Here is a 15068-nt window from a genome sequence, read left to right as displayed (position 1 = left end):
GTGGCTGGCTGGCGACGGGCGCGCGCGAGACGTGGCATCACAGTGAGCGTTCGCGCTGGCCGCCCGCCTCCCTGCCCGGCCAGCGCCCTCGCCCGGCGGTCGCACCGCCGAGAAGGGCTTTTGCGCTACTCGCCCTGCTCGCCGGTGGGCTCGCTGCCCCCTACGGCGCCTACCGCCGCCGCGAGCGGCGAGGTGTCGACTGCGCCCAGGAAGCGCACTTCCGGTTCGAGCACCACGCCGAAACGTTCGAAAACGCGACGCCGTCCCTCTGCCATCAACCGCACGATGTCGGCCGTGGTCGCGTACCCGAGGTTCTCGACGAAGTTCGCGTGCTTTTCGCTGAAGCGCGCCCCGCCCACACGCAAGCCGCGGCAACCTGCGGCGTCGAGAAGCATCCCCGCGGTGCGCCCAGCGACACGGGGGTCGGCCGGGTCGGGGTTGGTGAACGTCGATCCGAAGGTCTTTATCCCCGACGGCTGCGCTTCGCGCCTAGCCGTGCGCATCGCCTCGAGGCGGGCGCGCACTGCCGCGGGATCGTCACGGCGCAGGCGGAAGAGAGCGCGGGCGACCACCTCGCCCGGTCGCAACGCCGAGCGGCGGTAGGCGAAACCGAGCTGGTCGGGAGCGAGGCGCCGTACGCCCGCGGGCGTTGCGACCTCGACCCACACGAGGACGCTGGCGAGCTCGCCGCCGTAGGCGTTGGCGTTCATCCGCACCGCACCGCCGACCGTACCGGGGATGTTCACCGCGAACTCGAGTCCCGACAGCCCGGCCCGCGCCGTCCGGGCGGCGATCTGCGGCAAGCGCGCGCCGCCGCCGCAGAGCACCTCCTCGCCGTCGATCGCGACCGCCGCGAGCTCGCCTTCGAGTTTGATCACCAGCCCGTCGACACCCTCGTCGGCGACGAGCAGGTTCGATCCCGATCCGATCGCCTCCACCGCCAGGCCCTCGCACGCCGCCCAGGCGAGTAGCTCGTGAAGCGTGGCGAGCGTCGCCGCGCGCGCGAAGAAGCGGGCGTTGCCACCGGTGCGCACCGTCGTCAGGCGCGCCAGCGGTTTGTCGCGCTCGACCGCTGCCGGCGGTCGCTCGACGAGCGGGGCACCTCTCGCCAGCGCGCGCGCGACGCGGTCGACGTTGCCGGCACCCATCACGACTACCGCGTCGCCCTTCGCCACGAGCGCCCGGAGGCACTCGGTGGCGTCGCGCAGACGCGGCGCCCACACAACCCTCTTGCCCGCAGCGCGATCTGCCGCAGCTCGTGCGACGTCGAGGCCGGACACGCCCGGCCAATCCTCGGGCCGCTCACGGGCGGGGAAGACGTCGGTGACGACGACAATGTCGGCGGCGGCGAGCGCCCGGCCGAACTCGCGCGCGAGCGCCTTCGTGCGCGAGAAAAGGTGCGGCTGGAAGCAGGCGACGAGGCGCGGGCGGGCACGTTGCTCGGCGCGGACGCCGCCGCGGGCGGAGACACCGCCGGGGGCGCAGGCGCCGTGCCCGGGGGGTACGCCGGCAGCCATAAGCTCGCGCGCCGCCGCGAGCGTCGCCGCTACCTCGGTCGGGTGGTGTGCGTAGTCGTCGTATACGCGCGCGCCGTCCGGTGAGTGGCCGATGAACTCGAGGCGACGTCCGGTGCCGGCGAAATCGGCGAGCGCCCGAGCCGCTTGTTCGCGCTCGACACCGGCCGCCTCGGCCGCCGCCACCGCCGCCAGGGCGTTCAGGACGTTGTGGCGCCCGGGTACGGGCAGCGGTGGTAGCGGTATGGAAAAGGCGTCGCTTGCGTCGGTGCGATCAGCGTGCCCGGCCGCGCGCTCGGCGTTAGCGACGGCGTTCTCGGTTTGACCGCCGGCACGCTCGCTGCTCGCACCGGGCCGCTCGTCGCTCGCCGTGCTCCGCCACTCGCCCAACTCCGCGACCCTGACCACGCGCTGCCCCGGGCCCCCTGCGACCGGCACGCCTGGTCCCAGCACGAGCACCTGCGCTGGTCGGGCGAACTCGGCGAATGCCGCCTCGAGCTCAGCCAGATCGCGGTAGGTCGAGTGATGGTCGAGCTCGATGTTGGTGATCACCGCGATTTCGCGGTCGAGCTTGAGGAACGAGCGGTCGGACTCGTCGGCCTCGACCACCAGCCAGGCGCCGCCGCCGAGGCGGGCGTTGGTGTCGAACCCGCGCAGCTTCGCGCCGACGACGAACGACGGGTCGCAGCCGGCGCGATCGAGAACGTGGACGATCATCGCCGTGGTCGTCGTTTTGCCGTGCGTGCCCGACACCGCGATCGTGCGCCGCAGGCGCGTGAGCTCGGCGAGCAGATCGGCGCGGTGCAGCACACGCTGACCGCGCTCGCGCGCCACCTGGACCTCGGGGTTGTCGGCGGCGATCGCCGTCGACACGACCACCTCGGCGTCGGGCGGCACCTGGTCGGCGCTGTGGCCGACGTGGACGCGCGCACCGTGGCGACGGACGAGCGCCAGATACGGCGACTCCTCGCGGTCGGAGCCGCTCACCGTCGCGCCGAGTCCCGCCGCCACCAGCGCCAGGCCGCTCATCCCTGCCCCGCCGACGCCGACAAAGTGCAAGCGCCGCCCCCGCCACTCGCCGGGAGCGGCCTTCCGCGCCTCTCGCTGCGCCCGCTGCGTGCTCGTCACCGGCTGCTGACCTTACCCGCGCGCACCGTCGAGCGAGGGGCGGGCAGCCTCCGTCCGCCCGGCCTCGGGGCCGTGCGCCCTCACCCGCTCGCCCGCAAGCCGCACGCGGCGAGCACGGTCACGGCGATTCGCTGCGCTGCGTCCGGGCGCGCCAGGGCCCTGGCAGCGTTCGCCATCGCTTCCCGCCGCTCGCTGTTGGCGACCAGGTCGAGCACCGTGTCGCGCAAACGGTCGCCGTCGAGCTCGGCGTCGTCGATCACGATCGCTGCCCCGTGCTCAGCAACGAAGCGCGCGTTCGCCCGCTGATGGTCCTGCGCGGCGTGGGGATACGGCACGAGAATCATCGGCAACCCGAGCGCCGCCACCTCGAGCACCGAACCGCCCGAGCGGGCCACGACGAGGTCGGCGCAGGCGAGCGCCGGCGCAAACGGCTTGACGAAATCGACCAGGTGGTAGGCGGAGGGATTGCCGGCACGAGCAAGCCGCTCCGCGATCTCGCGATAGTCGCGCCGCCCCGCGACGTGAAGCACGTGCACACCGTCGGGCAGTGGTCGCTCCGCGAAAGCGGCGACCGTAGCGTGGTTGATCGAGCGCGCCCCCAGCGATCCGCCGAACACGAGCACGCACACCGCTTGCGGCGGAATCCCGAAGCGGGCGCGAGCCGTCCGGCGCAGCTCGTCGCGGTCGCCGCGCACGAGCTCCGGCGGCAGCGGCCGGCCGACGACCTGGAAGCGGCGGCCGCTGGCACCAGCGATCGGGAACGCGAGGAAAGCGCGCTCGGCGAACCGCGCCAGCAGACGGTTGGCGACACCGAGATGGCTGTCGGCCTCGGTCACGAACAGCGGCACGCGCAGAGTGCGCGCCGCCAGACCGACGGGCACGCCGACATACCCCCCGCAACAGACCACCGCCTGGGCGCCGAGCCGAGCGAGCTCGCGGCGGGCACGAACGGTCGCGCGCGCCGCGAGCCACACCGCGCTCGCGGCGCGCAGCGGGTTGCGCCGGTCGAGGCCGCGCACGGCGAGCCGGACGAGCTCGTACCCGGCGTCTGGCACGAGCTCCGCCTCGGCGCGGTCGCCACCGAAGAAAACGACCGTGGCGCCACGCTCACGCAGGGCACCGGCGATCGCGAGCGCCGGGACGACGTGGCCGGCCGTGCCCCCGGCAGCGATCGCGACGAGCGGCCGCGCGTTCGCCGGTCGCGGTCCCTGCGGCCGCGCGCCGGCCGCTCGCGGGCGCGTCAGTCGCGCTCCTGCCGGCCGTGCGCTCAACGACCCGCGCGTCGCCCGACCGAGCGCCCGCCACCCGACCGCCCCGCCGCGCGCTCGCCGCGCGACGGGCGCACCGAGCCGCTGCGCGCGGCCGCCCCCTCGATTACACGCAGCCGCGGCCGTCGCTGCGCTGCCGCCGGCCGGCCAGCTGCGTCGAGCACGATCCCGATCCCGCAGAGCATCGTCAGCAGGCTACTGCTGCCGTAGGAGACGAGCGGCAACGGCACGCCGGTGAGCGGCGCGAGCCCCAGCACCGCGGCGAAGTTCAACGCTGTCTGGCTCGCGATGAGGGCCGTGATACCGGCGCAGGCGAGCTTCGTGAACTCGTCGCGCGAGCGGCGCGCTACCTGCAGCCCGCAGTAGACGAGCGCCAGATAGAGCGCGAGCAGCCCGACGATGCCGACCAGCCCGATCTCTTCGCCGATCACCGCGAGGATCATGTCGGTGTGGGCCTCGGGCAGATAGAAGACCTTCTGCACCGACTCGCCGAGCCCGACGCCGAAAGGACCGCCCGACCCGATCGCGATCAGCGCCTGGATCGTCTGGAATCCGGCGCCGGTCGGGTCGTGGGAGGGGTCTAGGAACGCTGTCAGGCGCGCACGCCGGTAGGGCTCGGCGAGCGCGAGCACCGTGGCCGCGAGGGCGAGCACGAGCAGCGCACCGACCAGCTGCCGGAGCGGCACACCGGCCGCGAACAGCAGGCTGCCCGCAGCCGCACAGATCACGAGCGTCGTGCCCATGTCGGGTTGCGCCATCACCAGCGCCCCGGCGACGGCGACGGCGATCAAAAACGGCAGCGCGGCACCGCCGAGCGTGCGCTCGTGCGGCCGTGCGCGCGCGAGCAGGTGGGCGCCGTAGAGGACCAGCGCCAGCTTCAGGAACTCCGACGGCTGGAATTGGAGAAACCCGGCCCCGATCCAGCGCCGCGCGCCGTTCACGGACACGCCGATCCCGGGGACGAGCACGGCGACACACAGCGCGAGTGCAGCGAGCAGCGCGAGCGGCGCCGTGCGCCGCGCCACAACGAGCCCGCAGCGCGACGCCACGAACAGTACGAGCAGCCCCACGACACCGAACCCCACGTAGCGCTTGAGGAAAAACGCCGGGTCGCCGGCGCTTATCGCGAACTCGGCTGAGCTTGCCGAGTACACCATCACCGCTCCCGCGGCTACGAGGCAGAGCGTGACGGTGTGAAGCAGCGACCGCTCGAGCGGGGCGACAGCGCGAGCCGCAGCCCCGCGCGGCGCCGTCCGCCGGCGCCCAACGGCCGGCTGTCGTCGTTCGTCCCGTCGCCCGCGAGTGCCCACGTCGTGGAGTTCGACGCTCGCGGCGCGCCTCTTTCAGCGGCGCGGGGCGCGCTGCCCCGCGCCTTCGCAACTAGCGGGAACCTAGCGCCGCGACGAGCGCGCGGAACCGCTCGCCGCGCTCTTCGAAGTCGCGGAACTGGTCGAAGCTGGCGCAGGCCGGTGACAGCAACACCACCTCGTCCGCAACGGCGCGCTCGCTGGCGAGAGCGACGGCGCGCTCGAGCGTCCCGCAAACCTCTACCGCCACCGCGCCATCGAGATCACGGGCGATCTCCTCCGCCGCCTCGCCGATGGCGTACACGCAGCGGCAGCGCTCGCCGACCAGCGTGCGCAGCGAGCGGAAACCGCCACCTTTGGGACGGCCACCGGCGATCAGGTGGATGCCGCCGGCGAAAGACTCGAGCGCCCGTTCCGTCGAGGCGACGTTCGTCGCTTTCGAGTCGTTTACGTACAGCACGCCGCCGACGCGCCCCACCTCCTCCAGCCGGTGGGGCACGCCGCGGAACTCGGCTAGTGCCGCGCGCACGGCCTCAAGCGGTACGCCCGCCGCCAGCGCGGCGACCGTTGCCGCGGCGGCGTTCTCGAGGTTGTGCCGGCCGCGCAGCGCGATCGCCGCGCGTTCGACGACGAGATCGCCCTTGTAGAAGAGCCCCGCGTCGGAGAACTCGAGCTCGGCGCCGCTGCCCGCAGGCCCGAACGCGACGCGCCGGGCGTCGCCCGGCACCGCGATCCCCACCGGTGCAACGGCGAGCGCGTCGGCGGTCTGGTTAGCGAACAGCCGCAGCTTGGCGCGATGGTAAGCGTCGACCGAGCCGTGGCGATCGATGTGGTCGACACCGAGGTTGACGAGCACGGCGCGCTCGGGAGCGAAGGCGAGGGCGTCCTCGATCTGGAAGCTCGACGCTTCGACGACGAGCGGCGCGGCGGCGTCCACCTGGCCGACCAACGCCGCCAGCGGCGTGCCGACGTTGCCGGCCGCCACTGCCGGTTCGCCGGCGGCGCGAAGGATCGCGGCGACAAGCTCGACCGTGGTGGTCTTGCCGTTCGTGCCGGTCACAGCCCAGACGACGTTGGGTAGCGACCGCCAGGCGATCTCGAGCTCGCCCGTGACGGTGAGTCCGTGCGCCAGGGCCGCGCTCACCACCTCGCTGTCGCGCGGCACTCCGGGGCTTTTCACCACCGTCCTGACCGCTTCGAGCAGCTCGACGCCGCTCGTTTCGGCGTGCACCTCGACGCCCGCGCGTCCGAGCTCGGCGGCTAGGTCGGCTGCGACCGGTCCGGTGTCGCAGGCGAGGACGCGGCCGTGGCGCGCAAGAAGCAGCGCCGCGGCGCGGCCCGAGCGGCCGAGCCCGACGACGAGGTAGGGCCCCGGCGGCAGCGGCGGTCGCCCGCCGCCGCGCCTAGCGGCGTCGCTAGCGTCCGCGGTCACGCCCGGCGCCCCTCCCTTGCTGGTCTGCCCTGGCAGCGCGCAGCGCTCGCTCGCCGGTCGGCTCTCACCGCACCGAAGCTTGGTAGATCGTGAAACCGATCGCCGAGCAGATCGCGGCGACGATCCAGAAGCGCAGGATGATCTTGGTTTCCGACCACCCGAGCAGCTCGAAGTGGTGGTGGATCGGCGCCATCAGAAAAACGCGGCGCCGGAAGCGGCGGAAAGCGAAGACCTGGATCGCCACCGACAGCGCTTCGATCACGAAGATCCCGCCGATGACGAGGAGCAGCAGCTCGGTCTTGGTCATCACCGCCAGCGCCGCGATCGCCCCACCGAGGCCGAGCGAGCCGGTGTCGCCCATGAACACCGACGCCGGGAAGGAGTTGAACCACAGAAACCCGACGCACGCCCCGACGAGACAGGCGCCGAGCAGCGCCAGGTCCTGCTGGCCGGTGGTGATGTAGGCCATCGCGGTGTAGGCGAGCAGCACCACCGCCGAGCAGCCGGCTGCCAAGCCGTCGAGACCATCGGTGAGGTTCACGCCGTTCGTGGCCCCGCCGAGCACGAGGAAGATCAGCAGCGGATAGGCGACGCCGAGGTCGATCGAGGCGTCGACAAAGCGCAGGCGCAACGTGTCCTCGAGCCCGACGTACTGCGTCGCGGCAAGCCACAGGCCGATCGCGATCGCCGCTTGGCAGGCGATCTTCACGCGCCCCGACAAGCCCAGCGAGCGGCGGTGGCGCAGCTTGGTGACATCGTCGGCGAAGCCCACGGCGGCACTAGCGAGGGCTGTGGCGAGCACCGCCAAGCTGGCGGCGCGGTACTCGCTCAGGATCAGGAACGGCACGCACACCGAGACGAAGATCAAAAGACCACCCATCGTCGGGGTTCCGGCCTTGGTTTTGTGCCCCTCCGGCCCCTCCTCGCGGATGTGCTGGCCGAACTCGCGCTCGCGCAGGAAGGCGATCACGCGCGGCCCCAGGAACATGCAGATGAGCAGGGAGGCGAGGCCCCCGATCAGTAGCTCGCCCACGACCTACAGTCCTACCGCGCGTTCGAGCCCGACCGCTCGCGATGCCTTGAGCAGCACGACGTCGCCCGGCCGCGTCAAGCGCGCAAGCAGGGCACGCGCCTCCTCGGGCGCGGAGCAGAGGTGCGCTTCGCCGGCGAAGCCCTGCGCGTACTCGCGCGCCTCCTTGCCAACGCAGACCAGCACGTCGACGCCGCGCTCCGCGGCCGCGCGCCCGACCTCGCGGTGGAGCTCGGCCGTGCGCTCGCCGAGCTCGGCCATCGTTCCGAGCACAGCGATGCGCCGCTGCGCCTGCTGGCGGGCGAGGTTGTCGAGTGCTGCTCGCATCGAGATCGGGTTGGCGTTGTAGCAGTCGAGGATGAAGCGCACCCCGTCGCGCTCGATCGTCTCGCCGCGCAGACGCGAGAAGCGCGGCTCGACGCGGCCGCGCGGGAGGATCCCGAGCGCCAGCGCACAAGCAACGGCGCACGCGGTGTTGGCGAGGTTGTGCGGCTCGTCGTAGGCGACGGCGAGGCTAAGCCGTCCCCAGGGCAGCTGCAGCTCGAGGTAGCCGTCGCCGCTCGTGGCCACCGACACATCGCCGCCCGGCCCGACCGTGACGGTGCGCAGATCGGACCGCAGGTAGGGGCGCAAAAGCGGCTCGTCGGCCGGCACGACAGCACCGCTGCCGGGAGCGAGCGCCCCGAGCAGCTCCGCCTTGGCGCGGGCGATGCGCTCGACGGTACCGAGCAGCTCGAGGTGGACCGGGCCGACGTTGGTGATCACCCCCACGTCGGGGCGAGCGATCGCCGCCAGCTCGGCGATCTGCCCCTCGCCGCGCATCGCCATCTCAAGCACCAGCACCTCGACGCTAGCGGGAGCGCCGAGAACGGCTAGCGGCAACCCGATCTCGGTGTTGAGGTTCTGCGGGCTCGCGTAGACGCGCACGCCGCTCGCGCTGAGCAGCGCAGCGAGGATGTCTTTGGTCGACGTCTTGCCGGTGGAACCAGTGATCGCGACCACCCGCGCCCCGGCGGCAGCGAGCGCGCCGACGCGGGCGTGGGCCAGGCGCTGTAGCGCGCGCAACGGGTCGGCCGCCGCCAACACCACCTGGTCCGGCGCCGCAGCCGCCACCGCCGCGCGGGCGTGCCGCGCTTCGACCATCACCCCCCACGCGCCGGCCGCGAGCGCGGCCGGCGCGAACTCGCCGCCGTCGGTGCGCCGGCCCGGCAAGCCGACGAAGAGCAGTCCCGGCGCCGCCTGCCGCGAGTCGCAGGTTGCCCCCTCGGGAGCCGGCCGGTCGCCGGGCCCGTGGTGCATGGCGGCGCCGGCGGCGCGCGCGACGGCGGCCGCGGAGTCGAGACGATCGGCGCTCACGCGGCAGCCCCCGCCCGCGCCGCGAGCGCCTCGCGCGCGACCTCGCGGTCGTCGAACGGCTCGACGCGCCCGTCGGCGAACTCCTGTCCCTGTTCGTGTCCCTTGCCCGCGATCAGCACCAGATCGCCGGGTTCGGCCGCGGCGATCGCACGCTCGATCGCGCGGCGGCGATCGCTCTCGCGCTCCAGGCGTGCCCGCGCTTGGCCGCTCACACCGGCGACGATCTCGTCGATGATCGCCTCCGGGTCCTCGCTGCGCGGGTTGTCGGATGTCACGATCACACGGTCGGCGAGCTCGGCGGCGATGCGCCCCATCTGCGGCCGCTTGCCGCGGTCGCGATCGCCCCCGCAGCCGAAGACGCACCACAGGCGTCCGCGGCAGAGCGGACGCGCCGCCGCCAACACGCGCGCGAGCGAGTCCGGTGTGTGCGCGTAGTCGACGAGGACCGCGAACGGCTGCCCCGCATCGATGCGCTCGAAGCGGCCGGGGACGCGGTCGAAGGTGGCGAGGGCGGCGGCCGCCTGGGCGAGGTTGCCACCGAGAGCGCGTACCGCTCCCAATGCCGCGAGCGCGTTCTCGACGTTGAAACGGCCCGGCAGCGGCAGACGGCAGCGCCAACTCCCCTCGGGCGCTTCGAGCGTGAAGCGGGCGCCGTCGATGTCGAACTCGACGTCGCGCGCGCGCAGCGTCGCATCGCGCTCCACGGCGAAGGTGTCGGCGTGCGGGAACTCGCGCGCCAGGCGCCTCCCCCACTCGCAATCGACGCCGATAACCGCCGCCCCCGCGAACTCGCTGAAGAGCCGCCGCTTGGCCTCGAAGTAGAGCTCCATCGTGCCGTGGAAGTCGAGATGGTCTTGGGAGAGGTTCGTGAACACGCGACAGGCGAAACGCGTGCCCGCTACCCGCCCGAGCTCGAGCGCGTGCGACGACACCTCGATCGCACAGGCGCGGTCGCCAGCGGCGACCATCTCCGCGAACGTCGCTTGGAGATCGAGCGACTCGGGTGTGGTGCGCCCCGGCGGACGCTCCTCGCCGCCGACGATCTGCGCGACAGTGCCGAGCAGCCCGCAGCGCACGCCCATGCTCTCGAGCAGGTGGCGCACCAGGAAAGCCGTCGTCGTCTTGCCGTTGGTGCCGGTGATCCCGACGACGCGCAGGCGTGCGGTGGGATCGCCGTAGAAGCGGACCGCGATCGCCGCCATCGCGGCGCGCGCGTCGGCGACGACGACCTGCGGCACCGGCAGTTCGAGGGGCCGCTCGCAAACCAGCGCCACCGCACCCCTCGCGACGGCCTCGCCTGCGTAGCGATGGCCGTCGGTCGTCATGCCCGGAACGCAAAAGAACAGCGTTCCCGGTCGTACGCGACGGGAGTCGTAGGCGAGCGCGGAAACCGTGACCGTCTCGGCACCGGCCCCGCGGAACTCCCGGGCGACCCCCTCTGCGAGCCGGCGGAGGTCCATGGTCGGCGCGAGTGTAGAGACGCGACCGGTCGCAGCGCCTGCGTCGCGGCACCTCGCGGCGCAGGAGCGGCAGCTCAAGGACGCTCACGGGCTGCCGATAGGAATCGCATGAGCGCCGCCGCGGTGACGGTCCTCGCGCGCCTTGCCGAGCGCACATACCAGAGCTTCTCGGAAGCCGCCGGCCAGGCGCTGGACCTGCTCGAGGAGTCCCTGCCCGCGGGGGTCGTCGCGCTAGGTCGCTTCGACGAGGACGAGCGCGTCTATCGGGTCCTCGACGTCCGCGGCGCCACCAGCGAGGCGCTCGCCCGCGGCACCGTGCTGCCGATGCCGCGCGAGGCACCGAACCCCGATGTCGAGCTGCTCGACGCGCTGGCGATCCGCAGCTGGCTCGCCGTCCCCCTCCTTGCCAGCAACGGCGACGCGCTCGGAGCGCTGTGGGCACTGTCGACCGACGAGAACGCCTACCGCGAGGAGGACTGGGCGCTCGTGGCGGTGTGCGCCAGGCTCCTCGCCGCCGAGTGGGAGGGGGTGCAGCTGCGCGCCGACCTCAGGCGTTTACGCGAGCAGCTGCGCGACCGCGACCGCACCGACCACGTCACCGGTCTGCCCAACCGCCAGAGCTTCCTCGAGGCGCTCGAGCGTGAATGGCGCCTCTGCAAGCGCGGCGCTGTCGAGTCGCACATGGTGGTGCTGAAGCTGCCCAACCGCAGCGAGATCGAAGAGCGCTACGGCGAAGCGATGGCCACGCTGATGCTCAAGGACGTAGCCGAGGCGCTGCAAGCGGTGGCCCGCAAGACCGACCACACCGGACGTCTCGACGACGAGCTGATGGGCGTGATCCTCGTCGGTTGCAAGGGACGCGAGGGGGCCGAGGCGTTCGTGTCGCGGCTCTGCTCGCGGATCGCGCACGTCGCGCGCGAGCGCCCCGAGGTGCCCCACCCCGTGTTCGGGTTCAGTCCGCTCGGGGGCATCGAGGAGCCGGTCGCGGTGCTCGAGGCGGCGCGCGCTGATCTAGAAACCGCGGCGGCGCTTGCGGCCGAGCGGGAAGCTGAGTTAGCTTCGTGAGGTGAACGCGGTGGGGACCGAGCAGCGCACGGCGACAGGGGAGGCAGCCGCCGGCGCTGGCGCAGCACGCAAGGGCGTCTATCCGCCCTCGGCACCGGGCGGCCGGCAGGCGTTCCTGAGCGACGTGATTGTCGAGCTCGGGTTCGCCGACCGTGAAACGGTCGAGCAGGCGGTCGAGGCTGCCCGTGTCCCAGGGCGCACGCTCCAGCAGATCCTGCTCGAGCAGGGAGCGATCACCGAGGAGCAGCTGGCACGCGCGATCGGCGAGCGCTACGGACTCGACTACATCGACCTCGACGAGTTCGAGGTCGACGTTGCCGCCGCCAACCTCATCAGCCCGCAAACCGCGCTGCGTTACCACGCCGTGCCGGTGGCGTTCGATCCCGACGGCACGCTCGTGGTGGCGATGACCGACCCGGCCGACACGCTCGCGATCGATGACATCGCGGTGATGACGAAGCTCGAGGTGCGGCCCGCCGTCGCCACCCGCAGCGCCGTCGAGGCGCTGATCGAGCGGCTGCCGCGCACCACTGACGAGGAACGCCAGGCAGCTCGCGAAGCCGCACGGGCGACGCTCGCGCCGCAGATCGGGTCGCGCCCAGCAAGCCCCGACGCGGGCGCGCATCAAGCCAGCGCCCACACGCCCCCACGAGCTCCGTCGCCTCCGCCCCCGCCCGCTGCGGCGGCCCCGGGTGGCGCTGTCGACGACGCCGCGCTCGCCGAGCTACGTGCGGAACTGGAGCGCCTGCAGGAGGAGCTCGAGCAGGCGCGCGACGAAGCCGAGCAAGCACGGAGCGAAGCGGAGCAGACGCGCAGCGAGCTCGAGCAAGCACGCAGCGAGGTGGAGGAGGCGACAGCCGAGCTCGAGCGGCTGCGTGAGGAGAGCAGCCGCGCCGGTGCCGACCGCAACCGTCTAGCGGAGCTCGAGGCACGGGGTGGCGAGCTCACCGTCGAACTAGAGCGGATGCGCGGAGAGCTCGAGCGCACGCGGGGCGAGCTCGAGATCGCACGTGCCGAGCTCGACACCAAGAGCGCCGAGGCTAACCGCCTGAACGCCGAGCTCGAGAGGCTGCGCGAGGAGAGCGACCGGCTGCGAGAGGAGGCCGGCGCGGCGCGCGGCGAAGCCGAGGCTGCGAACGCCGAGATCGAGAAGCTCCGCGCGCGCATCTCCGAGCTCGAGTCGTCGGCTGAGCAGCTCGAGGCGTTGACCGCAGATCTCGAGCAGGCGCGGGCCGAGAACGAGCGGCTGCGTGGCGAGATCGAGAAGCTGCGCGAGGGCCGCGACGAGGAGCTCGAACAGGTCCGCGCCGAGCTCGAACGCGCGCGCGAGGAAGCCGACCGTCGGGCGCTGGGCGCCGAGCGGGCGCTCGAGCAGGCGCGCAAGCGGTTGCTCGAGCTCGAGGAGGCCGACCGTCGCGCCGAGCGTGCACGCGCGACGCTCGCGAAGATGCGCGAGGAGTTCGAGCGCGAGCGCGAGCACCAGGCTCGCACCGAGCGCTATCTGCGAGCGACCGTGGCGTCCGAGCGGGCACGGCGCGAGGCGCTCGAGTCGCTGCTCGACCGCGTGCGGGCGGCGGGCACCGAGCTGCAGGCGGTGCTCGACGCGCTCGCGCGTCTACCCGACCTGGCCGGCGACGGCGCCGGCGCCGACCAAGCGGCTCCGATCGGTCCCACGGCCGCCGCACCGGGTGCCCCCACTGCCGCTCGCGGCAGCGCATCCGCTGCGGCATCGGCAGCCGACGATGCCTCGTCACCGGCGAGCGCGCGCCCTGACGCGTCAGCATCGGCCAGCGGCGACCCGAGCGATCAGACGATCTGGCGCTGATCGCGGTCCGAGCCCGTTCTACGACGGCGGAACGCCCAGGTAGGGCAAGGCGAAGGACACGATCTGCTCGAAAGCGGGGGCCGCGACGACGCCGCCGTAGATCTCGCCCTGTGGCTCGTCGACCGCGACGAGGACGAGCAGCCGCGGGTCGCCGACCGGCGCGAACCCCACGAACGACGCCACGTAGCGAGTCTTGGAGTAGGTGCCCGTGAGCGGATCGGGCTTCTGCGACGTGCCGGTCTTGCCGGCGATCCGGTAGCCCGGGATCTGCGCTTCGGCGCCGGTACCGTTCGGTCCCACGACCCCCTCGAGCATGCGCGCGACGGTGTCGGCCACGCTACGGCGCAAAACGCGCTTGCCGGGGCGGCGCTGACCGGCGATCAGGTAGGGCTCGTGCAGAACGCCGTGGTCGGCGAGCGCGGTGTAGGCGGCGACGAGCTGCAGCGGCGTGACGGCGAGACCCTGGCCGATCGGCAGGTTTCCCATCGAGGAACCCGAGTAGTCGCGCAGCCGCGGCACGATCCCGGGTGATTCTCCCGGCAAGCCGATCCCGGTGGGCCGGCCGAAACCGAAGCGATCGACCCAGCGCGCGAACCGCCGCGCGCCGAGCTCGAGCCCGATCGTCACGGTTCCCACGTTCGACGACCGGGCAAGGATGTCGGCCACCGACATGCGCTCCCAACCGCGCGGGTGCGCCTCGCCGATCACCCGGTCGGCGACACGGATCGTCGGCGGCAGGTCGAAGCTAGCGAGCGGCGAGATCACCCTGTCGGCGAGCGCTGCTGCGACCGTGAACGGCTTGAACGTGGAGCCGGGTTCGTACGCGTCCTCGACGGCACGGTTGCGGCGCACGTCGGGACCGAGCTCGAGACTTCTGTCGGGCGCGGCGGTCGGCCAGCTCGCGAGCGCCAGCACGGCACCGTCGCGCGGGTCGACCACCACCGCGCTCGCACCGCGCGCCCGGTAGCGCTCGGCGGTCGCCTTCAGCACCCCCTCGACGTGGCGCTGCAGCACAGCGTCGATCGTCAGCCGCAGCGGGCGGCCTGGGCGCGGCTGGCGCACAGTGATCGTGCGCAAGGGGCGTCCGAGCGCGTCGCGCACCACGCGGCGCTCGCCGTCGCGACCGCGCAGCAGCCGGTCTGCCGCTTGCTCGAGCCCGAACAGTCCGTAACCGTCAGTGCCGACCGCGCCCACCACCTGCGTCGCAAGCGCTCCCCCCGGATACACGCGGCGCGGTTCGACGAGCGTCCCAACCCCTTCTAGGGCGAGCTTGCGGAGACGCTCGCCGACCTCGGGCGGCAGCTTGCGCCGGATGTAGACGAAACCGCGCGAGCGGTCGGAGATCAGCGCCAGGATGCGTTCCTCGGGCAGACGGACGAGCGGTGCGAGCCTCGCCGCGGTAGCGGCCGGGCGTTCGATCAGGAATGGGTTCGCGTAAACCGTCACCGCCTCCTCGGACACGGCCAGCTGGCGCCCGCGGCGGTCGAGGATCGGACCGCGCAGACCGGGCTCGACCACCTTGCTGTCGTGCTGGCTGCGGGCCTGTTCGCGAAGCGTCCCTGCGCGCACGGTCGTGAGCCAGGTGGCGCGCGCCGCCAGAGCCAAGAAGAGGCCGAGAAAGACCGCGAAAAGGAGGCCTACGCGCCGGTCGATCACGCCGGTCGCGTGCGCCCCCAGGCGCAC

The 15068-nt window shown here is 72.9% G+C and carries 10 protein-coding genes; 2 read left to right on the top strand and 8 right to left on the bottom strand.

The features are described from left to right. Positions 1–125: 125 nt before the first annotated feature. From murB to JDY09_RS03720, 7 genes are all read right to left on the bottom strand, one after another. Positions 126–2642: a UDP-N-acetylmuramate dehydrogenase gene (murB, locus tag JDY09_RS03750; RefSeq protein WP_274717699.1), complete on the bottom strand. Its 2517-nt coding sequence runs from the start codon at positions 2640–2642 to the stop codon at positions 126–128. 80 nt (positions 2643–2722) lie between these two features. Beyond that, on the bottom strand, positions 2723–3913 hold the full coding sequence (gene murG, locus JDY09_RS03745) for an undecaprenyldiphospho-muramoylpentapeptide beta-N-acetylglucosaminyltransferase (protein WP_274717697.1): 1191 nt from the start codon (positions 3911–3913) through the stop codon (positions 2723–2725). Next, complete coding sequence (gene ftsW, locus JDY09_RS03740; RefSeq protein ID WP_274717696.1) at positions 3910–5220, bottom strand: putative lipid II flippase FtsW; 1311 nt, start codon at positions 5218–5220, stop codon at positions 3910–3912. Before ftsW ends, murG begins: the two co-directional genes overlap by 4 nt. Before the next feature lie 70 nt (positions 5221–5290). Beyond that, positions 5291–6649, bottom strand: coding sequence for a UDP-N-acetylmuramoyl-L-alanine--D-glutamate ligase (murD, locus tag JDY09_RS03735; protein WP_274717695.1), 1359 nt, complete (start codon positions 6647–6649; stop codon positions 5291–5293). Between the two features lie 64 nt (positions 6650–6713). Beyond that, entirely contained in the window at positions 6714–7682 is a 969-nt protein-coding gene (mraY, locus tag JDY09_RS03730) for a phospho-N-acetylmuramoyl-pentapeptide-transferase (RefSeq protein WP_274717693.1), read from the bottom strand. A 3-nt stretch (positions 7683–7685) separates the two neighbouring features. Beyond that, on the bottom strand, positions 7686–9035 hold the full coding sequence (locus JDY09_RS03725; protein ID WP_274717691.1) for a UDP-N-acetylmuramoyl-tripeptide--D-alanyl-D-alanine ligase: 1350 nt from the start codon (positions 9033–9035) through the stop codon (positions 7686–7688). Further along, positions 9032–10495: a UDP-N-acetylmuramoyl-L-alanyl-D-glutamate--2,6-diaminopimelate ligase gene (locus tag JDY09_RS03720; protein WP_274717690.1), complete on the bottom strand. Its 1464-nt coding sequence runs from the start codon at positions 10493–10495 to the stop codon at positions 9032–9034. Before JDY09_RS03720 ends, JDY09_RS03725 begins: the two co-directional genes overlap by 4 nt. A 108-nt stretch (positions 10496–10603) precedes the next feature. On the opposite strand from JDY09_RS03720, the gene JDY09_RS03715 reads away from it, so the two are divergent. After that, entirely contained in the window at positions 10604–11560 is a 957-nt protein-coding gene (locus JDY09_RS03715) for a GGDEF domain-containing protein (protein WP_274717689.1), read from the top strand. Position 11561: 1 nt separating this feature from the next. Continuing rightward, positions 11562–13385 carry a hypothetical protein gene (locus JDY09_RS03710; protein ID WP_274717687.1) on the top strand — a complete coding sequence of 608 codons (1824 nt, stop codon included), beginning with the start codon at positions 11562–11564 and terminating at the stop codon, positions 13383–13385. 18 nt (positions 13386–13403) lie between these two features. On the opposite strand, the gene JDY09_RS03705 is transcribed toward JDY09_RS03710, so the two are convergent. After that, the gene (locus JDY09_RS03705; protein WP_274717685.1) at positions 13404–15068 is read right to left on the bottom strand and encodes a peptidoglycan D,D-transpeptidase FtsI family protein; all 1665 of its coding nucleotides are present in this window, start codon (positions 15066–15068) and stop codon (positions 13404–13406) included.

Source organism: Thermoleophilum album, assembly GCF_028867705.1.
GTDB lineage: Bacteria > Actinomycetota > Thermoleophilia > Solirubrobacterales > Thermoleophilaceae > Thermoleophilum.
The sequence above is the reverse complement of the archived record's forward strand: the minus strand, read 5'-3'. Positions and strand labels throughout refer to the sequence as shown.